This window comes from Devosia sp. (assembly GCF_014860165.1).
Classification (GTDB): domain Bacteria; phylum Pseudomonadota; class Alphaproteobacteria; order Rhizobiales; family Devosiaceae; genus Devosia.
Genome location: NZ_JACZKG010000038.1, coordinates 1 through 24,870 on the forward strand (window position 1 = coordinate 1; position 24,870 = coordinate 24,870).

Below are 24,870 nucleotides of genomic sequence, written 5' to 3' on the forward strand. Positions count from 1 at the left end.
CCCCTTGAGTGGAGGGCTGGGGAGGGAGTCGTTCAGTGATGAACCGAGGGATCCCCACCCTCGGTCCCTCCCCTCAAGGGGGAGGGAGGCGAAGGAGCTGATCTTCCGGCGATTACGCCTGCTCGAGCGTGAAGATCCAGGCGACTTCGGCATCGGCGGCGACGTCTGCCTCCAGCACCAGTTGCCGCGTCTTGTGGAAGCCGACATAGGCGGATTGGCGGACGCTTTCTTCCTCCCGGAACTGGGCGCCCTCCCAGAGGAAGCTCCAGACGGCGCCATTGGGCAGTACCAGCCGCACGATGCCCTCGCCGCGGTTGCGGCGCACCATGACGCCGGGGGCGAGATGGAAGCGGATGGCAAGGAGGCCCGATGGCGTGCCACTGGCCAGCATGCGATCCTGCCCGACCAGCGTCGTGCCCTCCGACAGCAGGGTCAGGTTCCGCTCCAGGGTCACGCCGAACCGCTTGGCATAGCCTGATGTGGCCAGCGTCAGCAGATGGTCGGCGGTGTCGAGCTTGAGCACCGGCGTGCTGCTGCCAATGGCATCCTCGGCATCGATGGTGGGGCCGGAATGGGCAACGCCCTGGCGGAACAGGGCCTTGCTGTCGGGCAGATCGGCTGGAGCCGGACCACAGGAGCCTAGGATCAGTTCGCTGCCATGGGAGAATTCGAAGGCGAGCGCGCTGGAGTGAAGGTCTGCGGCCAGCCCCGGGCCGGGCACGAGGCCGGAATCGGCGATGACCACGGCATCGCCGTCGCGCAGGATGCCATAGCCGCCCAGCAGCATGGAACGCCGCCTGCGGCCCGGGCCATTGGCCTGGATGGCGATCAGCACATCATGGGGCAGGTGCCCGCAGCCGTTGAAATAGGCCGGTTCGCCGCTCGACAGGGTCAGCGCATCGAGCGCTTCGTGCATGCGGTCGATCTGGGCGCCCAGTTCGTTGCCGGCTTCCGACTTCACCCCCGCAGCGATGCGGCGGATGCTGACGAGGTCGACGAGCAATTGCAGCTGCAGGCGGGGATTGCGCGACTTGTGGAGGCCATCGGCGTCGAGCTGGCTGGCCAGGATCGCATTGAGGCGCTCGACCTTGCCCGGCACGTCGGTCTTGTCGCCTTGTTCGCAATGCTCGGCGCCGAGCAGGGCAATGGCGGCAAAGAGCGCATCGGCGGGGTCGCTCGACAGGGGGCCGCGGATCTTGAGGCTCTGGATCTGGGCGCCCAGCACGCGCTGCACGGTCTTGGCCTCGGGCGGCGTCGCACCATCGAGCAGCAGGGGCAGGTGACGCAGCCAGTTGAGCACGCGCTGTGCGGTGAGGGTGGGGGTCCAGGTATCGTGCTGGAAGCTGCCCTCGCGGCCGATCCAGTCGAGCACCAGCATGCGGGCGAAGCGCTTTTCGCCGGGGTCGCGCAGGTCGTGGAAGTGGCGGAGCCAGGAGAAGCCGTGCAGGTTGAGCCACCAGTCGAGATGATCGACATCGAGGCTGAAGGGCGAGGCGCCGCCGGTTTCGATGAGCTTGCTGGCCAGGAGGTAGCGCCCCGACATCATGTCGCGGACGGCCTCGCGGTCGGCGGGGCGGAATTCGGGCAGTTCACCGGCAAAGGCGTCGTCGGCCAGCCCGCGCCAGGTCCAGCGCAGGATGGGCAGGGTTACCACCGTGTCGGCCAGACCGAGGGCGAAACGGCGCAGCGCCTGGGGCAGCGGCAACGCCATCAGCGTGCCCACTCCCGCCATGCGTCATGCGCCAGCGTTGCCTCTTTTCTGCCCGTCAAACGACCATTCCCCGTTTGGCGCCCTTCCCCAACGGCACCATCAGTTTGTTTTTTCAACGGCGGCGGAAACGCGCCACGAAGAACCCGTCCATGCCGCCGGCGCGACCGCCCGGGTTCATGCCCGGATGGGTGCGCACCAGGCCGCGTGCCGTTACGGCGGTTTCGAGGCCCGGAAGCTCGGCCTCTGTCACCGGCCAGAGTTCGAGGCCGGGCAGCGAGTCGAGCGCCCAATCGACCTGGCCTTCGCCCTCGGCCGGTTCCAGTGAGCAGACGCAATAGACGAGCACACCCGATGCATCAAGGCAACGGAAGGCATTGGTCAGCAGCGCCCGCTGCAGCCGCACGCGGCCGGCGACATCGCCCACCGAGCGGTGCCAGATGACCTCGGGGTGGCGGCGGAAGGTGCCGGTGGCCGAACAGGGGGCGTCGAGCAGCACGCCATCATAGTGCGAAGCCGGGGCATAATTGCCGGCATCGGCGACGACGGTCTCGGCAGAGTAATCGAGCCGGGCCAGGTTTTGCTTGAGCCGCTCCATGCGGGTCGCGTCGCTGTCGAGCGCCGTCACGCGATAGCCTGCCTTGACCAGCTGCGCCGTCTTGCCGCCGGGTGCGGCGCAGAGATCGAGCACCCGGCCGCCTTTGATGGCGCCGAGCAGGCGGGCCGGAATGGCCGAGGCGGCGTCCTGTACCCACCAGAGGCCTTCGGTATAGCCAGGCAGGGCTTCCACCGGGCGGTCACGCTGGTCGATGCGGACGGTGTCCGCCATGACCGGCTCGGCGCCGAGCTGGTCGATCAGGTCCGGATCATTGGTCTTGAGGGTCAGATCGAGCGGAGCGCCGGCCAGCAAGGCGGTCGAGAAGGCGTCGATGGCCGCTTCGCCATAGGCCTCCAGCCAGGTGTCGCCAAAGGTATCGGGAATCAGCAGGTCATCGCTGAGCATGCCGAACTTGGCCGAATTGGCCTGGGCACTGCGCAAAACGGCATTCATCAGGCCACTCAGATGCCGCGCCTTGGGGTCGCGCTTGGTGGCTTCGACCGCCAGGAACAGGGCGCTGTGGGCGCCCAGGTCGGGCAGGAAGACCAGCTGCGCCAGCGACAGGCGCAGGACCGCTTCGAAGGAGCCCGATTTGCCGGGCATGCCTTTGTCGAGCAGCGTGTGAATGATGAAATTGAGCTGGCCCTGGCGGCGCAGAGCGGTGGTGATCAGTCGGTTGGCCAGTGCGCGGTCGCGCCCATCGGCCAGGTCGGCCGCGGTCAGCGGTGAGAAGTTTTCGCCAGCCAGCACGGCTTTGAGTCGCTGTGCGGCAACGAGGCGGAGCTTGAGCCCCGCCGGATCAGGTTTGTTATGCGCCACGCTTGTTCTTTATCCCCAGGGGCCGCGTTGTCCGCCGTCCCCGTCGGTCCGTCCGACGGTCGGCACGCGCCAGCCGCCACCGATGTCGCGACCGGTCGAAACCGGCTGCGGGCGAGGCTGAGGCCTGCGGCCCTTATCGTCCACCTGCATCGAAGCTGCAAGCTTGCGTAGCGCCTCGATGCGGTTGCCAGTGTCCGGATGGGTCGAGAACAGGTTGTCCATGCGCTGCCCGGACAGGGGATTGATGATATACATATGGGCCATTGCCGGGTTGCGCTCGGCCGCGACATTGACCTGGCGGCCCGCCAAAGTGGCGATCTTGTGCAGCGCCGAGGCCAGGGCCAGCGGATCGCCCGAAATCTCGGCGCCGGATTTGTCGGCCTCGTATTCGCGGGTGCGGCTGACGGCCATCTGCACGACCATCGCCGCCACGGGCGCGAGGAACACCATCAGCAGCGCGCCGATGCCGCCCAGCGGATTGTCGCGGTTATTGCCGCCGCCAAAGAACAGGCCGAACTGGGCCAGGGCCGAGATGGCGCCGGCAAAGGTGGCGGTGATGGTCATGGTCAGGGTGTCGCGGCTGCGGATATGGGCCAGTTCGTGGGCGATGACGGCCGCGACCTCACGCGTTTCGAGATGTTTCAGCAGCCCGGCCGAGACGGCAACCGCGGCGTTTTGCGGATTGCGGCCGGTGGCAAAGGCATTGGGCTGGTCGGACTGGATGACATAGACCGCCGGCGTCGGGATGCCGGCCTTGCGCGAGAGGATATCGACCATGTCGTAGAGTTCGGGCACGCGGGAGCGCTCGACCGGCACGGCATTCTGCATGCGCAGCACCAGCTTGTCGGAGTTCCAGTAGCCGAACAGGTTCGTCACCAGCGCAAAGGCGAAGGCGATCATCATGCCGGACGTGCCGCCGATGAAGTAGCCCACGACCATGAACAGCGCGGTGAGCGCGGCGATCAAAACGCCGGTACGAAACATATTGAACATCTGGAGCCCTTGGGTTCGCGTTCTCAGGCAATTATGTTGGGCGCATCGCGGTTCCATGCAAGCGGCATGACCAAATCGTAATGCGGATGATTCCATGAGCGACGACGAGACTGTGAGCGAGGCCCCGCGCCCACCCCTGAGCGAAGCGGCCAAGAGGGCGCTTGATGAGGCGAGGGCGCGGCGCGCCGAGATCGACGCCAAGGGGGCGTTTGCCCCCAAGGAGCAGGGCGGCCGCGGCGGGCTTGAGCCCGGCCGCTATGGCGACTGGGAGATCAAGGGGCTCACGAGCGATTTTTGATGGGGCCTCCTCCCGTGAACGCCGTCATTGCCCCGCTTGTCCGGGCAATCAATCTCCCCACAAACTCGGCACATGGATCACCCGGACAAGCCGGGTGATGACGATGGAAGGGAGAGCTCAGGTGGCTTTGCGCGCTTTCTCGATCGCCGGCAGGAGCTCGGTCTCGACGGTCTCCGGCGTCAGCGGGCCGACATGCTTGAAGGTGATGATGCCCTCTGCATCGACCACGAAGGTTTCCGGCACGCCATAGACGCCCCAGTCGATGGAGACGCGGCGGTCGCGGTCGGCGCCGACGGCGTCATAGGGATTACCCAGTTCGGCCAGGAACGCCCGGGCATTTTCCGGCGCGTCGGCCTGGTTGATGCCGAAGAGGCGCAGGCCCTCGATCTGGTTGAGGGCCATCAGCAGCGGGTGCTCGTCGCGGCAGGGGATGCACCAGGAGGCGAAGACGTTGACGACGGTAACCTCGCCCTTGAGCGATGCGGTGTCAAAACCGGGAACGCCCAGTTCGGGCACGGCATCCAGCGCGAAGGCGGGCGCGGGCTTGTCGATCAGCACCGAGCGGACCAGGTTAGGGTCGCGGTCGATCGAGAAGGCGAACACGGCCACCAGCGCGATCAGGGCGAGCAGCGGCAGGCCGAACAGGATGTAGCGCATCAGCGGCGGCTCTCCAGGGCAGCCAGCTTCCGTGATGTGGCGCGGGCATCATAGAGCGTCCAGGCGATCAGCCCAGCCACGCCCAGGGCGACCCCGATATAGGTCCAGACGATGAAGACGGCATGTGGTCCCAGATCGATCATGCGCCCAACCCCTGCGCGGCCCGGCGCTGCAGCGTCATCACCCGGCGGCGCTTGACCTCGGTATGCATGGCCTTGAGGTGCAGCACCAGGAACAAAAAGGTGAAGGCGAAGAACATGACAAAGAGCGGGGTCAGGATGGAACCCGGCATGCGGGGCCCGTCGGGGCGGAAGACGCTGGCCGGCTGGTGCAAAGTGCTCCACCAATCCACCGAGAACTTAATGATGGGGATGTTGACCGCCCCGATCAGCGTGAACACGGCGATTACCCGGGCGGCGCGCAGCTGGTCGTCGAAGGCCCGCCACAGCGCGATGATGCCGAGATAGATGAGCAGCAGCACGAGGGTTGAGGTCATGCGCCCGTCCCATTCCCAGAACGTGCCCCAGGTCGGGCGGCCCCAGAGGGCGCCGGTAAACAGAGCCAGGGCGGTGAACAGGGCGCCCAGCGGCGCGGCGGCCTTCATCGAGACATCGGCCATGGGATGGCGCCAGACCAGCGTGCCCAAAGCCGACACGGACATCACGGCATAGACGAACTGGCTGAGCCAGGCATTGGGCACGTGGACATACATGATGCGCACGGTGTCGCCCATCTGGTAGTCCTCGGGCGAATTGAAGAAGGCGAACCAGAGCCCGGCCACGAACAGCAAGGCCGTCAGGATCGTGAGCGGCCAGAGCAGCGGCCGCGTCCAGATGACGAACTGCCCCGGATGGGCGATGCGGCTCCACCAGCTCTGCTTGGGTGTGGTTTCCATGGTCATGGGCTCTAGTCCTCGCCTGAACTTATCGCAAGGGCGGCGGCAAAGGGAGACAGCGCCGTGGCCATGAGGCTCAATGCCGCAAGAAACAGCAGAGCGGCCCCCGATTGGGTGGCGGTGATGCTGCCGGTGCCGAAGATCAGCACGGGAATGGAGAGCGGCGCGATGAGGATCGGGGCGATCAGCCCGCCGCGCCGGATCGACACGGTGACCGCGGCGCCCACCGCGCCAAAGGCGGCCAAAGCCGGGGTGCCCAGCAGCAGGGAGAGCAGCGTCCGCCAGAAGGTTGCCACATCCATGGCCAGCAGCATGGCCACGAACGGGCTGGCGACGATCAGCGGCAGGGCGGACACCGCCCAATGCACGATCAACTTTGCGGCAACCACGGCGCTGAGCGGCAATTCGGCCTGGCGCAACAGGATGAGCGAGCCATCCTCATGATCGGGGCGGAACAGGCGGTCGAGGCCCAGCAGCATGGCGAGGAACGCCGCGATCCACACCACGCCGGGGGCGATGCGGGCCAGGAGTTCGCGGTCCGGACCCACCGCGAAGGGCACGATGGCGCCGACAATGACGAAGAACAGCACCAGCGTCAGCATGTCGCCGCCGCCGCGCAGCGCAAGGTGCAGTTCGCGGATCAGCATGGCACGGAAGGCCGTCATGATGAGGCTCCAGCAGTTCTGGCTCCCAGGACCAGGGTTTCCATGCGGGCGGGGTCGGGCAGGGTAATGGGGTCATGCGTGGCTGCGATGGCAAAGCCGCCCATGTCGAGATGTCGGTCGAGCAGCCGCGTCACCAGGTCGTGGCCCTCGATATCGAGCGCCGCGGTGGGCTCGTCCAGCAGCCAGAGGGGGCGGTGGCTGACCAGCAACCTCGCCAGAGCCAGCCGGCGCGTCTGTCCGGCCGAGAGATAGCCGGCATCGAGATTGGCCAGCGCCGCGAGGCCGACCTCATCGAGCGCCGCCTCAACCGGCTCGCCGGTGCCGCCATTGACGGCGCGCCAGAAGTCGAGGTTTTCCAGGACGCTGAGCCGCGGCTTGATGGCGTTGCGATGGCCGCAATAGTGCAGGTTCTGCAGCTCGGTATCGGCGGCCTCAAGCGCGAACCCGCCAGCGAGCGGCGGAATGACCCCGGCCAGTGTCAGCAGCAAAGTGGTCTTGCCCGCCCCGTTGGGTCCGCGCAGCAGCAGGCAGTGCCCCGAGGCGACCGAAACCGTCAATTCGCGGGTCAGCGCCATGCCGCCACGCCCGCAGACGAGGCCGGTGGCGCGCAGGCTGAGCGGGGGGAAGACTTGCCTAGATGTCATGACCCCTTCTCGTATTGAACCACAGGCAAGGCTGGCAAGCCCATTCGTCTTTCTCTATAAGCCCTTATAGTTTGGAGTCATTCCAGCAAGGGCAGCGCTGTTGAGCGGTTTCGGGCGGTTTCCGACCCGGCCGGCGCGCCTGCCGCAACGACAGATTAGGGCGGAAACCATGACCTCGGTAAACAGCTTCAAGTCGAAATCGACCCTCACGGTCGGCGGCAAGACCTATACCTATTATTCCATTCTCGAAGCCGAGAAGAACGGGCTCAAGGGCGTGTCGGCGCTGCCGCATTCGATGAAGGTGGTGCTGGAAAACCTGCTGCGCTTCGAAGACAACCGCACCGTCACCAAGGCCGATATCGAGGCGGTGGCGACGTGGCTGGTGACCCGCCAGTCCGACCATGAGATTTCCTACCGCCCGGCGCGCGTGCTGATGCAGGACTTTACCGGCGTGCCCGCCGTGGTTGACCTGGCCGCGATGCGCGATGCCACGGCCAAGCTCGGCGCCGATCCGCAGAAGATCAACCCGCTGGTGCCGGTGGACCTGGTCATCGATCACTCGGTGATGGTCGACAGCTTTGGCACGCCCACCTCGTTTGGCGAGAACGTCGAGCTCGAATATGAGCGCAATGGCGAACGCTACGAATTCCTGCGCTGGGGCCAGTCGGCCTTCGACAATTTCCGCGTCGTGCCCCCCGGCACCGGCATCTGCCACCAGGTGAACCTCGAATACCTGGCGCAGACCGTGTGGACCAAGGACGAGAATGGCGAGACCGTCGCTTATCCGGACACGCTGGTGGGCACCGACTCGCACACCACCATGGTCAATGGCCTCGCCGTACTCGGCTGGGGCGTGGGCGGCATCGAGGCTGAGGCTGCCATGCTGGGCCAGCCGATCACCATGCTGATCCCTGAAGTCGTCGGCTTCAAGCTGACCGGCCGGATCAATGAAGGCATTACCGCCACCGACCTCGTGCTGACGGTCACCGAAATGCTGCGCAAGAAGGGCGTGGTCGGCAAGTTCGTCGAATTCTACGGCCCGGGCCTCGATTACCTGAGCCTTGAGGACCAGGCGACCATCGCCAATATGGCCCCCGAATATGGCGCCACCTGCGGCTATTTCCCTGTTGATAGCGACACGCTGAAGTACCTCACCACCTCCGGTCGTGACCCGCAGCGCGTGGCGCTGGTGGAAGCCTATAGCCGTGCCCAGGGCATGTTCCGCGAGACCAACTCGCCCGATCCGGTCTTCACCTCGACGCTCGAGCTCGATCTCACCACCGTCGTGCCGTCGATCTCGGGGCCCAAGCGCCCGCAGGACCGTATCGCGCTCGACAATGCCAAGTCGGCCTTTGCCGCCGCCCTGCCCAAGGAATTCGGCAAGACCGACGACCCCAAGGTTCAGGTCGAAGGCACCGACTATGCGATCGGCCACGGCGACGTGGTGATTGCCGCAATCACCTCGTGCACCAATACGTCCAACCCCTCGGTGCTGGTCGCCGCCGGCCTCGTGGCCCGCAAAGCGCGGGCGCTTGGTCTCGACAGCAAGCCCTGGGTCAAGACCTCGCTGGCCCCCGGCTCGCAGGTGGTCACCGATTACCTGACTTCGGCTGGCCTGCAGGAAGATCTCGATGCCATCGGCTTCAACCTGGTCGGTTATGGCTGCACCACCTGCATCGGCAATTCCGGTCCGCTACCGGTGGAAATCTCCAAGGCCGTGCAGTCGGGCGACCTGGTCGCCGCCTCGGTGCTCTCAGGCAACCGCAATTTCGAAGGCCGCGTGAATCCGGATGTGAAGGCGAACTTCCTCGCCTCGCCGCCGCTGGTGGTGGCCTATGCCATTGCCGGCTCGATGAAGATCGACATCACCAAGGAGCCGATCGGCACGTCCAAGGATGGCAAGCCGGTCTATCTCAAGGACATCTGGCCGACCAACCACGAGGTCGCCGAGATCGTGCGCAAGCACGTGACCAAGGAGATGTTCCAGGGCCGCTATTCCGACGTCTTCAAGGGCGACGAAAACTGGCAGGGCATCCAGATCGAGGGTGGCGAGACCTATGGCTGGAATTCAAGCTCGACCTATGTGCAGAACCCGCCCTATTTCGAGGGCATGACCATGACGCCCAAGCCCGTGACCAATGTCGAAAAGGCCAAGGTGCTGGCGCTGTTCCTCGATTCCATTACGACGGATCATATTTCCCCGGCCGGTTCGTTCAAGGCAACCACGCCGGCCGGCAAGTATCTCGAGGAACGCCAGGTCGCCCCGCGCGACTTCAACTCCTACGGCGCCCGCCGCGGCAATCATGAAGTGATGATGCGTGGCACCTTCGCCAATATCCGCATCAAGAACCAGATGCTGCCTGGCGTAGAGGGTGGCTATACCAAGGGCCCCGATGGCTCGCAGATGGCGATCTATGACGCGGCCATGGCCTACCAGGCTGCCGGCACGCCGCTGGTGATCTTTGCCGGCAAGGAATATGGCACGGGCTCGTCGCGTGACTGGGCGGCAAAGGGCACGAACCTGCTCGGCGTGCGCGCCGTGATCGCCCAGTCCTTCGAGCGCATCCACCGCTCGAACCTGGTCGGCATGGGCGTCATCCCGCTGCAGTTCAAGGACGGCGAGAGCTGGCAGAGCCTGGGTCTCGACGGCACCGAAACCGTCGATATCGAAGGCGTGACCGAGATCGCGCCGCGCGCCATGGTGACCGTCAAGATCACCCGTGCCGATGGCTCGGTGCTCAATGTCGAGACCCGCTGCCGCATCGATACGGCCAACGAGCTCGATTACTACAAGAATGGCGGCATCCTGCATTACGTGCTGCGGAGCCTGGTGGCCGCGTAAGCAGCGCTCACATTCCAGTCGCAAGTGGCGGTCCCTCGGGGCCGCCATTTTTGTTTGCGGAGCGCCCACGATGTCGTTTCGACCCCGGGTCGCTTCGCGCCCGAGGACAGGCTCCGGCCGGAATCCATGCGGTGGCTATCCACACGCTGGATGTGGCAGCATGCTACGGACATGGATTCCGGCCTTCGCCGGAATGACGCGGTGGGTGATGACATGACTGAGCCATGGGGCGGCGAGCCCATTCTCATCACCGATCGGCTGATCCTGCGACCGTTCCGGCGCGAGGACGTGCCGCTCTACCAGGCGATCTGCGCTGATCCCAAGGTGATGGAATTCCTCGGGGGCACCTGGACGCCTGATCATACCGAGACCGTCATGGCCCAGGCCAATCGCGGCGGAAAAAATGCCGGTGGAATGGTGGCAATCGAGCGCAAGACTGATGGGGCTTTTCTGGGCGCCGCAGGATTGGGCGTGGAACAATGGTATCCAGACGACATCCAGGTCGGTTGGCGGCTGATCCCTGCTTATTGGGGGCAGGGCTACGCCTCCGAAGCTGGCCGTGCCTGGCTCGACTATGGCTTCGACGTCCTTGGCCGCGAGCGCATCATCGCCATGGCCGACACGCCCAACCATCGCTCCATCGCTGTCATGCGTCGGCTAGGCATGGTCTTTGACCACGAAGCGCGGCTGCGCGACGGCGAGGACGAGTTCGACGCCACCATTTATGCCATCACCCGCGCGGCGTGGCAGTCGCAACACCGGCCGGAGATTCTTCGCCTCTCACCCTCTTTTGACTAGCAGGTCTCGATGGGGCCGGCATACAACCTTGCCCATGACCTCAAGACCCCTCTTTGGCACCGTCCTGGGCATCGTCACGCTCGCTGTCCTGGTCCAACCGACCAGTGCCGAAAGCATGCGCGCGCGCCCGAAGGCGGTGGTGGAGCTGTTCACCAGCCAGGGCTGCGCACAATGCCCGCCCGCCGATGCGCTGCTGACGGGCCTGGCCGAAGAGGGTGACGTCGTGGCGCTCGCCTACCATGTCGACTATTGGGACTATGTGGGCTGGGAAGACACGTTCGGCAGTGAGGAATATTCGGACCGGCAGCGGGCCTATGCCAAGAGCTGGGGATCGTCGCGGATCTACACGCCGCAGATGGTGGTCAATGGCGCCAAGGGCGTGGTGGGCTCGCATCGCAGCGAGGTGCATGGCGCGCTCGATGGGGCGGCGCTGCCACTGGCGGTGGAAATCGCCCGCGACGGCGACATGCTCAAGGTGAGCATTCCGCCCAATACCAGCCTCGAGGATGCGGTGGTCTGGATGGTGACCTATCTCGACCGGGCCGATGTGGCCATCGACACGGGCGACAATGCCGGCAAGTCCATGGTCTATACCCAGGTGGTGACCGACAGGCAGGTGCTGGGCATGTGGGAAGGGACGACCGGCGCCAGCCTCAAGCTGCCGCTGCCCGAAATTCTCGACGATGGCAGCACCGGCATTGCCGTGATCGTGCAGCAGGAAAACGGTGGGCTGCCCGGCCCGATCCTGGGCGCCGCGACCTACGAGCGCTGAACAAAGAAAACCCGTTCCTGGGGGCAGGAACGGGCAAAGGTTCTGACTGGTCAACTCAAAATAAGGGCGGCTGACACCCAGGCTTCTGGGTTTGGGGGCTCGGTCGGCCCGGATGTCAGCCACTGGAGGCAATGACCAGAGGCTGACCGCGCATTCTGGCGGGGGCGGGGACAAAGTGTGACCAAATTGGGGAATTTGCAGCAGCGCAGGTCGCGCTTGCATCATCCGGCAAATCCCGCAATCATGACAGTGCGTTGACACCGATGGGCTTGGAGTCGATCAGATCTTGCAGGGCCGCACGCCAAACGACAGGACCGTCAATCTCTCGCTGGTGCATGCCGGCGATGGTCCGGCGAGCCCGGCGCAGGCCAAGATCCCGGCCATCGTCGCCTTCGACCGCAAGGAATTGCAGCTCATTCTCAGCGTCTATGGCCGCAAGGTCGGCCAGGGCGAATGGCGCGACTATGCCATGGACTTCTTGCGCGAGCGGGCAGTGTTTTCCGTCTATGCCCGGGTCTCGGAGCGCCCACTCTACATCATCGAAAAGACGCCGCGCCTGCGCAACCGGCAGGGGCAATATGCGGTGACCAACCAGCAGGGCCGCATCCTCAAGCGGGGGCATGACCTGGCTTTGGTGCTGCGCCTGCTCGATCCGCAATTGGCGGTAGTGGGATGAGCTGTACCAGACGTGCTCGGCCTAGTCGGGGGCGACCAGCCGAGCTTTCACGGCGTCAATAAATGCCTGCTTTTGCGCATTATAGGCAGTGCGCCCCTCTGGGGCAGCGGCCACGGCCTTCACCTTGAGCGCGAGGTAGCGGTCCCGCAACTGTCCATCGCGTCGCAAAGCGTCGCGAAAGGCCAGGTTGGAGACCCAGCTTTCGCCGCCGAACTCGACTACATGGACAAGGTGGGTGCGCTCGCTCCGATCACGTCCTCGACCAAAGATATGGTGGCCAGGGACGCCGGCATGTTCGGCATAGTCGTAGCCCAGTGTCAGCAGCGGATCGTGGCACTTGACCCAGTCCGATAGCGGCAGCACGCCGACCAGAATGTCCACGATAGGCTTTGCAGGAAGGCCCGACACGGCGGTGGAGCCATAGTGCTCAATGCTTCGTGCCGTCGCGCCCAATGCGCTGACAAGCCGGGCCCGCTCGGCCTCGAACGCCGCTGCCCAAGCCGGGTTGTACGCTACCAGCCGATTCTGGTTGTGCCGGAGACCCAGCAGAGCGCCTTCGTCCGGGCCGGACAAACTACAGCGCCTTTTGCAGGTGCACGATGTCGTGCCAGCGGTCGAACTTGTAGCCGACCGCCTTGTAATAGCCGACGCGCTCGAAGCCGAATTTTTCGTGGATGGCGATGGAATTGGCGGTTTCGGCGGTGATGACGGCCAGCATCTGCTTGAAGCCGAAGGCGGTTGATTGGGCCAGGAGTTCGGTCAGCATCAGCCGGCCCAGCCCGCGCCCGGTGGCCGCGGGATCGAGATAGATGGAATCCTCGCAGGTGAAGCGATAGGCGGCGCGCGGGCGGTAGAAGCTGGCATAGGCATAGCCCAGCACCTTCCCAGCCTCCTCAGCCACGATCAGCGGATGGCCCAGGCGCCTGAGGCCCGCATATTTCTCGGCGATCGCCTCTTCGCCGGGCACTTCGGTATCGAAGGTGATGGCGGTGTTGCGGACATAATGGCTGTAGATGGCCGTAATGGCGGGCACATCGGACCATTGAAAGGCGCGGAGGATAAGGTCGGACATGAGTGTTTCGGCAAAAAGAAGGGACCGCAGCCCTTGTAGGCTGCGGTCCCCGATATCGTCCAACCAAATTGCTTGATCGTGCGATCAAGCCATCCGTTGCTTACTCGCGATTGCCGAACAGGCGGAGCAGCATCAGGAACAGGTTGATGAAGTCGAGGTAGAGGCTCAGCGCGCCCATGATGGCGCCCTTGGCCAGCACGTCGGCGCCAAACGACTCCGAGTAGCCTTCCTTGATCTTCTGGGTATCGTAGGCGGTGAGGCCCACGAAGATCAGCACGCCCACAGCCGAGATCGCAAATTCGAGCATGCTGGACTGCATGAAGATATTGACGATCGAGGCGATGATCAGGCCGATCAGGCCCATCATCAGGAAGCTGCCCATCTGGGTCAGGTCACGCTTGGTGGTGTAGCCGTAAAGGCTCATGGCACCGAAGGTCGCGGCGGTGATGAAGAACACCTTGGCGATCGAAGCGTCGGTATAGACCAGGAAGATCGAGCTCAGCGACACGCCCATGATGGCGGCGAAAGCCCAGAACGTGGCCTGTGCCGCGCCCACGGAGAGCTTGTTGATGCCAAAGCTCAGCACCAGCACGAAAGCCAGCGGCGCGAGCATCACGACCCACTGCAGCGGGCTGGCATAGAGCAGGGCGCCCCACTGCGTCACCAACTGGCCGTTGGCAAGCTGGCCCACGGCGGCATTCGGATCGGTGGTGATGGCGGCCGCGGCGGCGAACCAGGCAGCCAGGCCGGTCACGACGAGCCCGACACCCATGTAATTATAGACGCGCAGCATGTAGCTGCGCAGGCCCTCGTCGATGGCCAAGGCCGAGCCGGCCCGCGCACCGAGGGTCTGACGGTCATATTCAGCCATAGTCGGTTTCCTTTCCCAGATAATGCGGTCTCTTGCACCGCCGGTGGGCATTGGTTTGCCACTTGCGCACAATATGGATGCGGGGCCAGTTGTTTACAAGTGATCATGCCGTGAGGCGACGAATGGGCTGGCCGCGTGGTTGGTCTGTGCTACGGTCGACGCCGAATCGCGTGTTTCCTTATGAAGAGGAGGGCCCCATGCCCCGGCTCTTTACCGGCCTCGAAATACCGGCCGATGTTGGATTTGCGCTTTCTCTCAAGCGCGGCGGGCTGACGGGTGCCCGCTGGATCGATGCCGAGAATTATCACATTACCTTGAGATTCATCGGCGATGTCGATCACCAGACCGCCGACGAGGTGGCTGACAGTCTCGACCGGCTCTCCAATTCGCTGCGCTTTTCGGTGCGGCTCACCCATCTGGGCACGTTTGGCGGCGACAAGCCGCGGGCGCTCTATGCCGGGGTCGAGCCCAGCGAGGCGCTCAACCGCCTGCAGGCGGCGCAGGAGCGGGTGCTGCAGCGGGCCGGTCTGCCGCCCGATGGGCGCAAATTCGTGCCGCATGTGTCGCTGGCGCGGCTGCGCGGTTCGGGCGCCGAGGAGGTGGCGCGGTTCATGGCCGAGGCCGGCCGGTTCGAGCCGCTCAGCTTTCCGGTCGGCCGGTTCGTGCTGTTTTCGAGCAAGGATTCGGTGGGCGGCGGTCCCTATGTGGTGGAGCAGAGCTATCCCCTGGCCGCGTAAGCGTGCTTCTGGCGGCCTGATCGCTCACGCTAGCGTTAGCACAATGTTAACCCCAACGGCGCAAACCGGACCAAACGCGATAGTGGCCGTCAAATTGCCGCCGCGATTAACCTGCTATTGAAGCAAATTCAGTCGGATGCGGCGGCGTTTGACACCTTGGTAACCATGTTCGGGGCAGACTTCGCGGGCAGCTCTCCCCAATAGCGGACCTTCAAGAATGAGGAAGAAATTGGCGATGACGACGAAAACCGGTGGCCTTGCACTCGGGCTCGCGGTCGGCGCGATCATGGCTCTGGTTCCTGCAGCCCAGGCGCAGCAGGCGACCGAGCTGGGCACCTTCAATGCCTGGACCGCCTGGCAGGCGACGGACGCGTCGGGCGTGATCTGCTACGTATCGGCGACCCCGACCAGCAGCGAGCCGGCCGGTGCCAATCGTGACCCGATCCACTTCATGATCATTCACCGCAAAGGCATGGGCACCAAGAACGAGGTGCAGACCATTATTGGCTATCCGTTCAACGCCACCGACGCCAAGGCGAGCGCCAGCGTCGATGGCAAGTCCTATCCCATGGTCACCGAGGGCTCGGCCGCCTGGCTCGCCTCGACCGGCGACGAGGGCGGGTTCGTCCAGGCCTTCAAGGCCGGCAGCAACCTGGTGGTCCGCGGCACCAGCCAGCGCGGCACCAATACGGTCGATACCTATTCGCTCTCGGGCGCGACCGCGGCGATGAAGGCCATCGACGCTGCCTGTGCATGATTTTTGGGTTGCCCCATCACGGCAATCAACCCTATCTGGGCGTCGGGCCGAACAGGCCCTTCGCCTTTTTCGCTTCTGCGAGGTCCTGATGTTGAAGTCCACCGCGGCGCTCGCTCTGGTCGCCAGCCTGATCCTCACCGTCCCAGCCAGTGCCCAGCAGGTGCGGCTGCTGGGTGAGCATCGCGCCTGGTCGAGCTATGCCGCCAATGACGCGGCCGGACCGGTCTGTTTTGCCATGACCAAGCCCGAAAGCGTCGCGCCGACGCCCGATGGCTATAGCCAGGCCTATATCTACGTCACCAATCGTCCGGCCGAAAACGTCACCACCGAGTTCAACCTGGTTGCCGGTTTCGCCTTCCTGCCCGACAGCAAGGCGACGATCAATGTCGGCGGGCAGGTGTTCAACCTGTTCACCCAGAACGACGCCGCCTGGCTTGACGATGCCGGGCAGTCCGCCGAACTCGCCAGCGCCATGCGTGCTGGCTCCAGCATGGTGGTGGAGGGCACGACTGCCGCCGGCATCAAGGTGACGCAGAACTATTCCCTCTCGGGCGCCACCGCCGCCCAGCAGTCGATCGGCAGCGGCTGCTAGGCCGTCGCCTAACCACGAATCGAGTTGGTGGATGCGCCGTCCGCATCCCTCCCTCCTGGTACGGTGACTTTGCGTAACCGTCACTGGTGTGTTATTGGCCGCGCCAATCCTGCATCTTCGGACCTTTCGCACGCTCATGAGCATCGCGCTGAACCTTGACCATTCGACTGCCGTCCGCCCCCCTGTGGCGAGCCGCCCGTCGCTGATCGGTCTCTCCAAGCCGCAGCTTGCCGAGGCGCTGACCACATCAGGCATTGCGTCGGACAAGGAAGCGCGCATGCGCGCCAGCCAGCTGTGGAACTGGCTCTATGTCAATGGCACCACCGATTTCGACAAGATGACCAATGTGGCCAAGCCGGTGCGGCAGAAGCTGGCCGACGCCTTCATGCTCGACCGGCCCGAGATCGTCACCGAGCAGGTGTCATCAGACGGCACGCGCAAATGGCTGTTCCGCTTCCGCGACCCGGCCAATCCGCACTATCCGCCGGTCGAGGTGGAAACCGTCTATATCCCGGAGCAGGATCGCGGGACACTGTGCGTCTCTTCCCAGGTGGGTTGCACCCTCACGTGCTCGTTCTGCCATACCGGCACGCAGAAGCTGGTGCGCAACCTGACTGCGGGCGAAATCCTCGGCCAGATCCTGATGGCGCGTGAGCGGCTGGGCGATTTTCCCGGCGGCGTGCGGCCCGATGACGGGGGCCTCGTGCCCTCAGGCGAGAGCCGCGCCATCACCAATGTGGTGATGATGGGCATGGGCGAGCCGCTCTACAATTACGAGAACGTCAAGCAGGCGCTGCTGATCGCCTCGGCCGGCGACGGCATGAGCCTTTCCAAGCGCCGCATTACCCTCTCGACCTCTGGCGTCGTGCCGTTCATCGAGCCGACCGGGCGCGAGATCGACGTCATGCTGGCCATCTCGCTGCATGCCACCAACAACGACCTGCGCGACGTGCTGGTGCCGATCAACAAGAAATGGCCGCTCGAGGAACTGCTCGAGGCTTGCCGCAACTATCCGGGCCTCTCCAATGCCCGCCGCATCACCTTCGAATATGTGATGCTCGATGGCATCAATGACAGCGATGCCGAAGCCCGCGAACTGGTGCGGCTATTGGCCGGCATTCCGGCCAAGATCAACCTCATCCCGTTCAATCCGTGGCCGGGCGCCAATTACGGCACCTCGCCCTCAAGCCGCATCGAGCGCTTCGCCGATATCGTCAACAAGGCCGGCTATGCCAGCCCCGTCCGAACCCCGCGCGGGCGGGACATCTTTGCGGCGTGTGGGCAGCTCAAGAGCGAGAGCGAGCGGCTGAGCAAGAAGGACCGGGACGCGCTGGCCGGGGTTTGAGGCCGACCCTTCTCCCTCAAGGGGAGAAGGGAAAGACACGCTACTCCCCCGCCACCCATTCCATCCGCACCCGGCCCTTGCCGTCCTCGGCCAATAGCCTGGCCAGTTCGGGCAGCAGCACTTTGAGCTCTTCTTCCAGCGCATAGGGTGGATTGACCACGATCATGCCAGTGCCATGCAGGCGCGGCGGGGTGGTGAAGGGGCGGACGTTCAGCTCGATGCGCAGGATCTTGCTTATGCCTGTGCGTTCCAGGCCGTCGATGAATTCCGATATCTCGTGCGGGTCCTTCACGGGATACCAGAAGGCATAGATGCCGCCGGGCCAGCGCTGGTGGGCTTTGACCAGCCCGGACACCATGCGGTCGAATTCGCCCTTCTGCTCGAAGGGGGGATCGATCAGGACGAGGCCGCGCTTTTCCTTGGGTGGGAGATGGGTGCCCAGGGCCGCCCAGCCGTCGAGATGGGTGGCGCGGACCTTGTAGTCGCCGGCAAAATTCTCGCGCAGCTTTTCGGCATCGTCGGGATGCAGTTCGAGGGCGAAGAGGCGGTCCTGCTCGCGCAGCAGGTGCCTCGTGATCAGGGGCGAGCCGGGATAGAAGCGTAGTCCGCCTTCCGGGTTCTGTGCCCTGACAGCATCGAGATAGGGCGCCGCCAATTCGGCCGCCGGGCCGGAGAGGCCGCGCTCCATCAAGCGGCCGAGGCCGTCGACCCACTCGCCGGTGCGGCCGGCCTCGTCGCCAGCCAGGTCGTGGAGCCCGATGCCGGCATGGGTGTCGAGCACGCGGAAGGCAGCGGGTTTGCGCTTGAGATATTCGAGGATGCGCACGAGGATCAGGTGCTTGACCACGTCGGCAAAATTGCCGGCATGGAAGGCGTGGCGGTAGTTCACTATTTGCGCCCTTCGGCCAAGAGGATCGTGGCGGCGAAGGCCATGAACACGGCGGCAAAGCTCCAGTTCAGGGCCTTGCCCACCCAGGCCTGCTCACGCAGCGTCTTGGTGAGCCATTCGGCGAACAGCACGATGGCAATGACCACAGGCAGCGAAACGACGATGAATTCGACGCCCAGGAACAGCAGCTTGCCCACTGCGGCCGGGTCTTCGGCGGACACGAATTGCGGCAGGAAGGTCACGAAGAACAGTGCGACCTTGGGGTTGGTCAGGTTGATGCCCAGCCCTGTCATGTAGCTCTGCCACCAGCCGGGCTGCTTGCCGGCCTGCCTGACCACGAGGATGCCGCCACCCGAGCGCACCGCCTGGATGGCCAGCCAGATCAGATAGAGTGCACCGACGATCTTGAGGGCCCAGAAGGCGGCGGGGGCGGTGACGATCAGCACGGAAATGCCGAAGGCCACCAGCATGGTATGGACGGCAATGCCTGTGGTGGCGCCGAGCACGGTGGCGAAGCCGTGGCTGCGGCCCCAGTTGATGGTGCGCGAGACAAACAGCGCCATGTCGGGACCGGGCGTTACCGCCAGCACAAAGCCGGCCAGCGCGAAGGCGAGGATGACGGAAAGATCGGGGATGAAGGCGGGCATGTCGGGTTCCAGAGATGCTTGCGCGTCACCCATAACGCGCCCGCTCGTTGCAGGCGAGAGGGACGCTCAGCCCAGCGGCAGCTCAAAACTGCGCTTGATGGTCTCCATGGGCACGTCGGTCTTGACGCTCTGGACGCTCGGGATGCGCATCAAGTAGTCGGACTGGAAGCGCCAATAGGCGTGGAGATCAGCCGTGACGATGCGCATGATGGCGTCGCATTCGCCTGTCGTGAGGTAGCACTCGGCCACCTCCGGAAACTTGCGCACGGTTTCGGCGAACTGGTTGGTGGTTTCGGCATCCTGCGTCTTGAACCAGATGCGGGCGAAGACCGTGAGCCCGAGGCCGATTGCCGGGCCGTTGAGCACCACCGTGTATTGGTCGATGATGCCCCGGTCTTCCAGCAGCTTGACGCGGCGCAGGCAGGGCGAGGGCGACAGGCCCACCTCATTGGCCAGCTCCACATTGGACATGCGGGCATTGCGCTGCAATGCTCTGAGAATGCGGCGATCGATGGCATCAAGCGTTTCTGGCATGTCGTGCGTCGTTTCAGAATTTGTGTGGCAGAATATGCCACAAACTGCGTCAAACCTGCGATAATCGCAAGTTCATTGCGCAATATCCGGTCTATCCTGTCGCCAAAATCAACGCGGAGCGGATTTTCCATGGCAAAAGACATCAAGAAGGTCGTGCTGGCCTATTCGGGCGGGCTCGATACGTCGATCATCCTCAAATGGCTGCAGGAGACCTATGATTGCGAGGTGGTGACCTTCACCGCCGATCTGGGCCAGGGCGAGGAGCTGGAGCCGGCGCGCAAGAAGGCCGAGATGTTCGGCATCAAGGATATCCGCATCGAGGACCTGCGCGAGGAATTCGTGCGCGATTTCGTGTTCCCGATGTTCCGCGCCAATGCGGTCTATGAAGGCGTCTATCTGCTGGGTACCTCGATCGCCCGCCCGCTGATCGCCAAGCGGCTGGTCGAGATCGCCCAGGAAACCGGGGCCGATGCCATTTCCCATGGCGCCACCGGCAAGGGCAATGACCAGGTGCGGTTCGAACTTACCGCCAATGCGCTCGATCCCGCCATCAAGGTGATCGCGCCCTGGCGTGAATGGGACCTGCGCAGCCGCACGCAGCTCCTGGCCTATGCCGAACGCAACCAGATTCCGATCGCCAAGGACAAGCGCGGCGAGGCACCGTTCTCGGTCGATGCCAATCTGCTGCACACTTCGTCCGAAGGCATGGTGCTGGAAGACCCGGCCGTGCCGGCGCCCGACTATGTGGCGCAGCGCACCGTCGATCCGGAAAAGGCCCCCAACGAGCCCGAGATCATCACCATCGGCTACGAGAAGGGCGACCCGGTCTCGGTCAATGGCGTCAAGCTGTCGCCTGCGGCGCTCCTGACCAAGCTCAACGAGCTGGGCGGCAAGCATGGCGTGGGTCGGCTCGATCTGGTGGAAAACCGCTTTGTCGGCATGAAGTCGCGCGGGCTCTACGAGACGCCCGGCGGCACGATCATGCTGGTGGCGCATCGCGGCATCGAATCGATCACGCTCGACCGCGGCGAGGCCCATCTCAAGGATGAGCTGATGCCCAAATATGCCGAGCTGATCTACAATGGCTTCTGGTTCGCCCCCGAGCGCGAAATGCTGCAGGCGCTGATCGACAAGAGCCAGCAATTCGTCACCGGCGAAGTTACCGTCAAGCTCTACAAGGGCAGCGCATCGGTCATCGCCCGCACCTCGCCCTATTCGCTCTATTCGATGGACCTCGTCACCTTCGAAGAGGGCGCGGTGGCCTATGACCACAAGGATGCCGAAGGCTTCATCCGCCTCAACGGACTGCGTCTCAAGACCTATGCGGCGCGCAACAAGAAGGCGCGGGGCTGAGTTCATTCGCTCATTGCTGAATGTATCCGGGCCGTGGCGCTTCTTGTAGTCGAACTTAAGCGATCGTTAACGGGAACGACTTAGCTTTCACGCCAGCGTCGTGCAGAAGCATTATGGCGGGAGAATCGGCGGGTGCGAGCAGAAGACGCTGGCAGCTTGAGCGAAATGGCTGAGGCTTTGCTGCTCGACGCCGCGCTCGAGAACATCCCCTATGGCTTCTGCGTCTGGTCCCCCCAGTTCCGGCTGGTGATGTGGAACAAGAATTACCGCGACATCTATGGCTTTTCCGCCGACGCGATCTATCGCGGCATGACGCTTGAAGAAGTGGTGCAGCTCAGCGATCAGCTCGGCAACCATGCCGGCCAGGGCGCCGACGATTTCTACGAATCCTATACCAGCGAATTGCTGGCCAACAGAAGCGGCGCGCGCACCAAGAGCCAGGAAGTGGTGCATGGCGGCCGCACGATCGAAACCGCCCATGTCTATTCGCCCGCCCTGGGCTGGGTGGTGACGCATGAGGATGTGACCGACGAGATTGCCCGCACCGAGGTGGTGCAGAAGCGCAAGCTGGAGCTGGAGCGGCAGAATATCCGGCTGGACGCGGCGGTGAACAATATCAGCCAGGGCCTGTGCATGTGCGACGCCAAGGGGCGGCTGGTCATCTGCAACGAGCCCTATGCGCGCATCTACAATCTGCCGCCCAACCTGATCAAGCCGGGCACCCAGCTCGAGGACATTCTCGGGCACCTGTTCGATACCGGCATGGAGGCGGGCAGCACGCGCGAGGAATATATCGCCTGGCGCCGCGAGGTGATCGCCCGCCGCGAATATGGCAAGAATATCCACGAGCTCAACGGCCGCACCATCATGATGCAGCACCATCCGATGAAGGATGGCGGCTGGGTGTCCACCCACGAGGACATTACCGAGCAGCGGCAGAACGAGGCCCGCATCCGCCACCTGGCGCGGCATGACGCGCTGACGGACCTGCCCAACCGCATCGAATTCCTCGAGCAGATGGCCAAGACCGAGGCCGGTCTTTCCCGGGGCGAAATGGCAGCCGTGCTCTATATCGACCTCGATCACTTCAAGGCCGTCAACGATACGCTCGGGCATGCAGTGGGCGACGAAGTCATCAAGCAGGCCTCGGCCCGGCTCTGGGGCACGACGCGCGAGACCGATGTGCTGGCGCGGCTGGGCGGCGACGAATTCGCGCTGCTCATGCGTCCCATCGACAGCGCCGCCGATGCCGCCAAGGTGGCCGACCGCATCATCAAGGCGATCGGGGCGCCCATGCTGATCGGCGGCCAGCAGATCGAGATCGGCACCAGCGTGGGCATAGCGGTGGGTCCGGGCGACGGGGTCAAGACCGATACCCTGGTCAAGAATGCGGACCTGGCGCTCTACAAGGCCAAGAGCGAAGGCCGATCGACCTATCATTTCTTCGAAGCGGGCATGGATGCGGACCTGCAGTCGCGCCGCTCCATCGAGGCGGGCCTGCGCCTGGCCCTGCAGCGCGCAGAACTGCGCCTGGTATTCCAGCCGCTGCTGGGCCTGGCGGAAAACCGCGTCACCTGCGTGGAGGCGCTGCTGCGCTGGGACCATGAGGGGCGGACCATCTCCCCGGTCGAATTCATTCCCATTGCCGAGGAAACAGGGCTCATCGTTCCCATCGGGGAATGGGTGTTGCGCGAGGCCTGCAAGGTGGCGGCCACCTGGCCGGGCGACGTGCGCGTCGCGGTCAACCTGTCGCCCGTGCAGTTCAAGAGCCGGGACCTGCTGGGCCTGGTCAAATCGGCATTGGGTGAGGCGCGGATTCCCGCGACCCGGCTGGAGCTCGAAATCACCGAATCGCTGCTGCTGGCCGAGAACGATACCAATCTGAAGGTGCTGCACGACCTGCGCGCCATGGGTGTGCGCATCTCGATGGACGATTTCGGCACCGGCTATTCCTCGCTGAGCTATCTGCGCAGCTTCCCCTTCGACAAGATCAAGATCGATCGGACCTTCATGCGCGATCTGACCAGCCGCAGTGATAGCCAGGCCATCATCAAGGCGGTGATCGGGCTGGGTCAGTCTCTGGGCATGTCGACGGCTGCCGAAGGCGTCGAAACCGAGGAACAGCTCGAAATGGTGCGCGCCCATGGCGCTTCGGAAGTGCAGGGCTTCCTGTTCTCGCCGCCGCTGCCGCCGGCCGCGCTGGCCAGCCTGCTCCATTCCGAAGCGGCCAAGCTCCAGCCGGACCGCAAGAAGGCATCCTAGGCCCTGTCACCTCTCCTTTGAGGGAGAGGTGAAGCGTCACCGGCAATTGCGTTTGTTGCCGGGCTTTGCCAGATTTGGCCCATGCGTCCAGGTCTTTACGCCCAGCTCCGTGCCATTGCCCGCCGCGAGGGCCGCGATGCGGGGGCGGCCGAGGATATGGTGCAGGAGGCGCTGCTTGCAGCGGTCCTGGCCGGGCGTACCGATTTCGACGCCCCCGATACGGCGCGCTGGCTCACCGGAACGGTGCGCAACCAGGCCCGCATGGCGGCGCGAAGCGCGGTGCGCCGCCGCCAGCGCGAAACCAGCTGGCAGGTGCCGGCGGCCCCCGCGCCCGATAAAGCCGAGCCATCGGAGACAGCGCAAATGCTTGCCGGCCTGCCGGCTTCGCTCAAAGCCGTCGCCGCGCTCGTGCTTTCCGGTCACACAAGACGGGAGATTGCCTGGCTGCTGGGCCTTTCCGATGTGACGCTCCGCCAGCGCATTACCGCCCTCAAGCGCCTGATCGTCCGGGCCGGGCTCGCCATGCCCGACGACCTGCCGGGCCTCGGCCTCGATCTCGCCTATGGCCGCATCCGCGATGCCCTGCTGCCGAGCCTGTTGCGCCATGGCGGCATGCTTGCCAGCCACGATCCGGACGGCCATCTTTTTATCGTGGCGCGCTCACAAAAGCCGCTGTCGCGGCAACAGGCAGGGCAAACCAAAGTGGAGGGCTCGCCATGAGCATCAAGACCGGCTTCAAACCCAAAAGCGCCAGCGTCGTCTATTATGTCAGCGACATCGCTCGCACCCAGACATTCTACAACCAGACCCTGGGCCTCGACCTTACGCGCATGGAAGGGGCCGAGCCCTTCTGGCTGCAGGGCAGGCTGGAGGGCGGGCTCGAAATCATCTTCTTCGAGATGGACGGCGTGCGCGGCAATACGCCGGCGCTGATCTTTACCGTCGAGGAGGGCGGCATCGACGATATCGTGGCGGCGCTGGCCGAGCAGGGCGTCACCATCGTCACCCCGGTCTCGGAGGCGCCGGGCGGCTGGAGCGCCGACTTTCTGGACCCGGATGGCTTTGGTCTGGGGCTCTGGCAATCGGGGGAATTACCGCGGTCGCTGAAGTAACCACAGCGCAAGCGGCCGATTGCAGCAGCGCCGACTATCTGACATTAATCATTGATGGCCGACCGAAATATCGGACGGCAAACCGGGTTGTTGGAGATGTCGGGGATGGGGGCACTCACCACTCCATGGACGTCATCAACGGAGATGGCCGCGCGACCGTAGTCAAACTGACGCGTTGCCATCCTGGAGCGGCAATCCGCAAGGGTTGCCGCTCTTTTCGTCCGGCAGGGCCCGATGCGGCCAGCCGGGTTCTCAAACGCAAATCGCCCCACCGGGGCAATTTACCCTGCGGGACGGTTTGAAGCCCCGCAACCCACCTCTGCGCGCCCTGCGC

The 24,870-nt window shown here is 64.4% G+C and carries 27 protein-coding genes; 13 read left to right on the plus strand and 14 right to left on the minus strand.

The window, feature by feature from the left end:
- Positions 1 to 112: 112 nt before the first annotated feature.
- The 3 genes from IH615_RS08600 to htpX form a co-directional block, all read right to left on the minus strand.
- Positions 113 to 1,711: a heparinase II/III family protein gene (locus IH615_RS08600; protein ID WP_291361399.1), complete on the minus strand. Its 1,599-nt coding sequence runs from the start codon at positions 1,709 to 1,711 to the stop codon at positions 113 to 115.
- A 112-nt stretch (positions 1,712 to 1,823) separates the two neighbouring features.
- A complete protein-coding gene (locus IH615_RS08605) occupies positions 1,824 to 3,125 on the minus strand; it encodes an RsmB/NOP family class I SAM-dependent RNA methyltransferase (protein ID WP_291361401.1) in 1,302 nt (433 codons plus the stop codon).
- 9 nt (positions 3,126 to 3,134) lie between these two features.
- Positions 3,135 to 4,118, minus strand: coding sequence for a zinc metalloprotease HtpX (gene htpX / locus IH615_RS08610; RefSeq protein WP_291361402.1), 984 nt, complete (start codon positions 4,116 to 4,118; stop codon positions 3,135 to 3,137).
- 94 nt (positions 4,119 to 4,212) lie between these two features.
- On the opposite strand from htpX, the gene IH615_RS08615 reads away from it, so the two are divergent.
- The gene (locus IH615_RS08615) at positions 4,213 to 4,416 is read left to right on the plus strand and encodes a DUF1674 domain-containing protein (RefSeq protein ID WP_291361404.1); all 204 of its coding nucleotides are present in this window, start codon (positions 4,213 to 4,215) and stop codon (positions 4,414 to 4,416) included.
- Positions 4,417 to 4,533: 117 nt separating this feature from the next.
- On the opposite strand, the gene IH615_RS08620 is transcribed toward IH615_RS08615, so the two are convergent.
- Genes IH615_RS08620 through ccmA form a run of 5 tightly spaced genes read right to left on the minus strand, consistent with a single transcriptional unit; the run spans position 4,534 to position 7,277 of the window.
- Entirely contained in the window at positions 4,534 to 5,073 is a 540-nt protein-coding gene (locus tag IH615_RS08620) for a DsbE family thiol:disulfide interchange protein (protein ID WP_291361405.1), read from the minus strand.
- On the minus strand, positions 5,073 to 5,216 hold the full coding sequence (gene ccmD, locus IH615_RS08625; protein WP_291361407.1) for a heme exporter protein CcmD: 144 nt from the start codon (positions 5,214 to 5,216) through the stop codon (positions 5,073 to 5,075). The genes IH615_RS08620 and ccmD overlap by 1 nt, the downstream gene beginning before the upstream one ends.
- Positions 5,213 to 5,968: a heme ABC transporter permease gene (locus tag IH615_RS08630; RefSeq protein ID WP_291361453.1), complete on the minus strand. Its 756-nt coding sequence runs from the start codon at positions 5,966 to 5,968 to the stop codon at positions 5,213 to 5,215. Before IH615_RS08630 ends, ccmD begins: the two co-directional genes overlap by 4 nt.
- A gap of 11 nt (positions 5,969 to 5,979) precedes the next feature.
- Entirely contained in the window at positions 5,980 to 6,633 is a 654-nt protein-coding gene (ccmB, locus tag IH615_RS08635) for a heme exporter protein CcmB (protein ID WP_291361408.1), read from the minus strand.
- Entirely contained in the window at positions 6,630 to 7,277 is a 648-nt protein-coding gene (gene ccmA / locus IH615_RS08640) for a heme ABC exporter ATP-binding protein CcmA (RefSeq protein ID WP_291361410.1), read from the minus strand. Before ccmA ends, ccmB begins: the two co-directional genes overlap by 4 nt.
- Before the next feature lie 169 nt (positions 7,278 to 7,446).
- Between ccmA and acnA the strand changes: the two genes are divergently transcribed.
- The 4 genes from acnA (at position 7,447) to IH615_RS08660 (ending at position 12,365) form a co-directional block, all read left to right on the plus strand.
- Positions 7,447 to 10,119 (plus strand): aconitate hydratase AcnA, encoded by a 2,673-nt coding sequence (gene acnA, locus IH615_RS08645; RefSeq protein WP_291361411.1) that lies wholly within the window; start codon positions 7,447 to 7,449, stop codon positions 10,117 to 10,119.
- Positions 10,120 to 10,332: 213 nt separating this feature from the next.
- Positions 10,333 to 10,917 (plus strand): GNAT family N-acetyltransferase, encoded by a 585-nt coding sequence (locus IH615_RS08650; protein ID WP_291361412.1) that lies wholly within the window; start codon positions 10,333 to 10,335, stop codon positions 10,915 to 10,917.
- A 34-nt stretch (positions 10,918 to 10,951) separates the two neighbouring features.
- Positions 10,952 to 11,689 (plus strand): thioredoxin family protein, encoded by a 738-nt coding sequence (locus IH615_RS08655; RefSeq protein ID WP_291361413.1) that lies wholly within the window; start codon positions 10,952 to 10,954, stop codon positions 11,687 to 11,689.
- 328 nt (positions 11,690 to 12,017) lie between these two features.
- Positions 12,018 to 12,365 (plus strand): DUF2794 domain-containing protein, encoded by a 348-nt coding sequence (locus IH615_RS08660; protein WP_291361454.1) that lies wholly within the window; start codon positions 12,018 to 12,020, stop codon positions 12,363 to 12,365.
- A gap of 21 nt (positions 12,366 to 12,386) precedes the next feature.
- On the opposite strand, the gene IH615_RS08665 is transcribed toward IH615_RS08660, so the two are convergent.
- The 3 genes from IH615_RS08665 to IH615_RS08675 form a co-directional block, all read right to left on the minus strand.
- Positions 12,387 to 12,938 carry a GrpB family protein gene (locus tag IH615_RS08665; protein ID WP_291361414.1) on the minus strand — a complete coding sequence of 184 codons (552 nt, stop codon included), beginning with the start codon at positions 12,936 to 12,938 and terminating at the stop codon, positions 12,387 to 12,389.
- A 1-nt stretch (position 12,939) separates the two neighbouring features.
- The gene (locus IH615_RS08670; protein WP_291361415.1) at positions 12,940 to 13,437 is read right to left on the minus strand and encodes a GNAT family N-acetyltransferase; all 498 of its coding nucleotides are present in this window, start codon (positions 13,435 to 13,437) and stop codon (positions 12,940 to 12,942) included.
- Between the two features lie 100 nt (positions 13,438 to 13,537).
- Positions 13,538 to 14,308 carry a Bax inhibitor-1/YccA family protein gene (locus IH615_RS08675; RefSeq protein WP_291361416.1) on the minus strand — a complete coding sequence of 257 codons (771 nt, stop codon included), beginning with the start codon at positions 14,306 to 14,308 and terminating at the stop codon, positions 13,538 to 13,540.
- Between the two features lie 197 nt (positions 14,309 to 14,505).
- Between IH615_RS08675 and thpR the strand changes: the two genes are divergently transcribed.
- The 4 genes from thpR (at position 14,506) to rlmN (ending at position 17,739) form a co-directional block, all read left to right on the plus strand.
- Complete coding sequence (thpR, locus tag IH615_RS08680) at positions 14,506 to 15,045, plus strand: RNA 2',3'-cyclic phosphodiesterase (RefSeq protein WP_291361417.1); 540 nt, start codon at positions 14,506 to 14,508, stop codon at positions 15,043 to 15,045.
- 235 nt (positions 15,046 to 15,280) lie between these two features.
- Entirely contained in the window at positions 15,281 to 15,802 is a 522-nt protein-coding gene (locus tag IH615_RS08685; protein WP_291361418.1) for an invasion associated locus B family protein, read from the plus strand.
- A gap of 88 nt (positions 15,803 to 15,890) precedes the next feature.
- Positions 15,891 to 16,394 (plus strand): invasion associated locus B family protein, encoded by a 504-nt coding sequence (locus IH615_RS08690; protein ID WP_291361419.1) that lies wholly within the window; start codon positions 15,891 to 15,893, stop codon positions 16,392 to 16,394.
- Between the two features lie 136 nt (positions 16,395 to 16,530).
- A complete protein-coding gene (gene rlmN, locus IH615_RS08695; protein WP_291361420.1) occupies positions 16,531 to 17,739 on the plus strand; it encodes a 23S rRNA (adenine(2503)-C(2))-methyltransferase RlmN in 1,209 nt (402 codons plus the stop codon).
- Positions 17,740 to 17,779: 40 nt separating this feature from the next.
- Here the strand turns inward: rlmN and IH615_RS08700 are convergent, their stop codons facing one another.
- The 3 genes from IH615_RS08700 to IH615_RS08710 all read right to left on the minus strand — a co-directional run bounded on the left by IH615_RS08700 (position 17,780) and on the right by IH615_RS08710 (position 19,809).
- On the minus strand, positions 17,780 to 18,628 hold the full coding sequence (locus tag IH615_RS08700; protein ID WP_291361421.1) for a 23S rRNA (adenine(2030)-N(6))-methyltransferase RlmJ: 849 nt from the start codon (positions 18,626 to 18,628) through the stop codon (positions 17,780 to 17,782).
- Positions 18,628 to 19,275 (minus strand): LysE family translocator, encoded by a 648-nt coding sequence (locus tag IH615_RS08705; protein WP_291361422.1) that lies wholly within the window; start codon positions 19,273 to 19,275, stop codon positions 18,628 to 18,630. The genes IH615_RS08700 and IH615_RS08705 overlap by 1 nt, the downstream gene beginning before the upstream one ends.
- Before the next feature lie 66 nt (positions 19,276 to 19,341).
- A complete protein-coding gene (locus tag IH615_RS08710) occupies positions 19,342 to 19,809 on the minus strand; it encodes an Lrp/AsnC family transcriptional regulator (RefSeq protein WP_291361423.1) in 468 nt (155 codons plus the stop codon).
- A gap of 129 nt (positions 19,810 to 19,938) precedes the next feature.
- Here IH615_RS08710 and IH615_RS08715 point away from each other — a divergent pair, with 129 nt between their 5' ends.
- The 4 genes from IH615_RS08715 to IH615_RS08730 all read left to right on the plus strand — a co-directional run bounded on the left by IH615_RS08715 (position 19,939) and on the right by IH615_RS08730 (position 24,536).
- Complete coding sequence (locus IH615_RS08715) at positions 19,939 to 21,162, plus strand: argininosuccinate synthase (protein WP_291361424.1); 1,224 nt, start codon at positions 19,939 to 19,941, stop codon at positions 21,160 to 21,162.
- Between the two features lie 165 nt (positions 21,163 to 21,327).
- Positions 21,328 to 23,424: an EAL domain-containing protein gene (locus IH615_RS08720; protein ID WP_291361456.1), complete on the plus strand. Its 2,097-nt coding sequence runs from the start codon at positions 21,328 to 21,330 to the stop codon at positions 23,422 to 23,424.
- Between the two features lie 81 nt (positions 23,425 to 23,505).
- Entirely contained in the window at positions 23,506 to 24,144 is a 639-nt protein-coding gene (locus IH615_RS08725) for a sigma-70 family RNA polymerase sigma factor (RefSeq protein WP_291361425.1), read from the plus strand.
- Complete coding sequence (locus IH615_RS08730) at positions 24,141 to 24,536, plus strand: VOC family protein (RefSeq protein WP_291361426.1); 396 nt, start codon at positions 24,141 to 24,143, stop codon at positions 24,534 to 24,536. The genes IH615_RS08725 and IH615_RS08730 overlap by 4 nt, the downstream gene beginning before the upstream one ends.
- The last annotated feature ends 334 nt before the right edge of the window (positions 24,537 to 24,870 follow it).

What these genes read in the sequence shown, in the direction of transcription:
- IH615_RS08600 (WP_291361399.1), bottom strand. Translation starts at nt 1,711, where the DNA reads ATGGCGTTGCCGCTGCCCCAGGCGCTGCGCCGTTTCGCCCTCGGTCTG.
- htpX (WP_291361402.1), bottom strand. Translation starts at nt 4,118, where the DNA reads ATGTTCAATATGTTTCGTACCGGCGTTTTGATCGCCGCGCTCACCGCG.
- IH615_RS08615 (WP_291361404.1), top strand. Translation starts at nt 4,213, where the DNA reads ATGAGCGACGACGAGACTGTGAGCGAGGCCCCGCGCCCACCCCTGAGC.
- IH615_RS08620 (WP_291361405.1), bottom strand. Translation starts at nt 5,073, where the DNA reads ATGCGCTACATCCTGTTCGGCCTGCCGCTGCTCGCCCTGATCGCGCTG.
- ccmD (WP_291361407.1), bottom strand. Translation starts at nt 5,216, where the DNA reads ATGATCGATCTGGGACCACATGCCGTCTTCATCGTCTGGACCTATATC.
- IH615_RS08630 (WP_291361453.1), bottom strand. Translation starts at nt 5,968, where the DNA reads ATGGAAACCACACCCAAGCAGAGCTGGTGGAGCCGCATCGCCCATCCG.
- ccmB (WP_291361408.1), bottom strand. Translation starts at nt 6,633, where the DNA reads ATGACGGCCTTCCGTGCCATGCTGATCCGCGAACTGCACCTTGCGCTG.
- ccmA (WP_291361410.1), bottom strand. Translation starts at nt 7,277, where the DNA reads ATGACATCTAGGCAAGTCTTCCCCCCGCTCAGCCTGCGCGCCACCGGC.
- acnA (WP_291361411.1), top strand. Translation starts at nt 7,447, where the DNA reads ATGACCTCGGTAAACAGCTTCAAGTCGAAATCGACCCTCACGGTCGGC.
- IH615_RS08650 (WP_291361412.1), top strand. Translation starts at nt 10,333, where the DNA reads ATGACTGAGCCATGGGGCGGCGAGCCCATTCTCATCACCGATCGGCTG.
- IH615_RS08655 (WP_291361413.1), top strand. Translation starts at nt 10,952, where the DNA reads ATGACCTCAAGACCCCTCTTTGGCACCGTCCTGGGCATCGTCACGCTC.
- IH615_RS08670 (WP_291361415.1), bottom strand. Translation starts at nt 13,437, where the DNA reads ATGTCCGACCTTATCCTCCGCGCCTTTCAATGGTCCGATGTGCCCGCC.
- IH615_RS08675 (WP_291361416.1), bottom strand. Translation starts at nt 14,308, where the DNA reads ATGGCTGAATATGACCGTCAGACCCTCGGTGCGCGGGCCGGCTCGGCC.
- thpR (WP_291361417.1), top strand. Translation starts at nt 14,506, where the DNA reads ATGCCCCGGCTCTTTACCGGCCTCGAAATACCGGCCGATGTTGGATTT.
- IH615_RS08685 (WP_291361418.1), top strand. Translation starts at nt 15,281, where the DNA reads ATGACGACGAAAACCGGTGGCCTTGCACTCGGGCTCGCGGTCGGCGCG.
- IH615_RS08690 (WP_291361419.1), top strand. Translation starts at nt 15,891, where the DNA reads ATGTTGAAGTCCACCGCGGCGCTCGCTCTGGTCGCCAGCCTGATCCTC.
- rlmN (WP_291361420.1), top strand. Translation starts at nt 16,531, where the DNA reads ATGAGCATCGCGCTGAACCTTGACCATTCGACTGCCGTCCGCCCCCCT.
- IH615_RS08705 (WP_291361422.1), bottom strand. Translation starts at nt 19,275, where the DNA reads ATGCCCGCCTTCATCCCCGATCTTTCCGTCATCCTCGCCTTCGCGCTG.
- IH615_RS08710 (WP_291361423.1), bottom strand. Translation starts at nt 19,809, where the DNA reads ATGCCAGAAACGCTTGATGCCATCGATCGCCGCATTCTCAGAGCATTG.
- IH615_RS08715 (WP_291361424.1), top strand. Translation starts at nt 19,939, where the DNA reads ATGGCAAAAGACATCAAGAAGGTCGTGCTGGCCTATTCGGGCGGGCTC.
- IH615_RS08720 (WP_291361456.1), top strand. Translation starts at nt 21,328, where the DNA reads ATGGCTGAGGCTTTGCTGCTCGACGCCGCGCTCGAGAACATCCCCTAT.
- IH615_RS08725 (WP_291361425.1), top strand. Translation starts at nt 23,506, where the DNA reads ATGCGTCCAGGTCTTTACGCCCAGCTCCGTGCCATTGCCCGCCGCGAG.
- IH615_RS08730 (WP_291361426.1), top strand. Translation starts at nt 24,141, where the DNA reads ATGAGCATCAAGACCGGCTTCAAACCCAAAAGCGCCAGCGTCGTCTAT.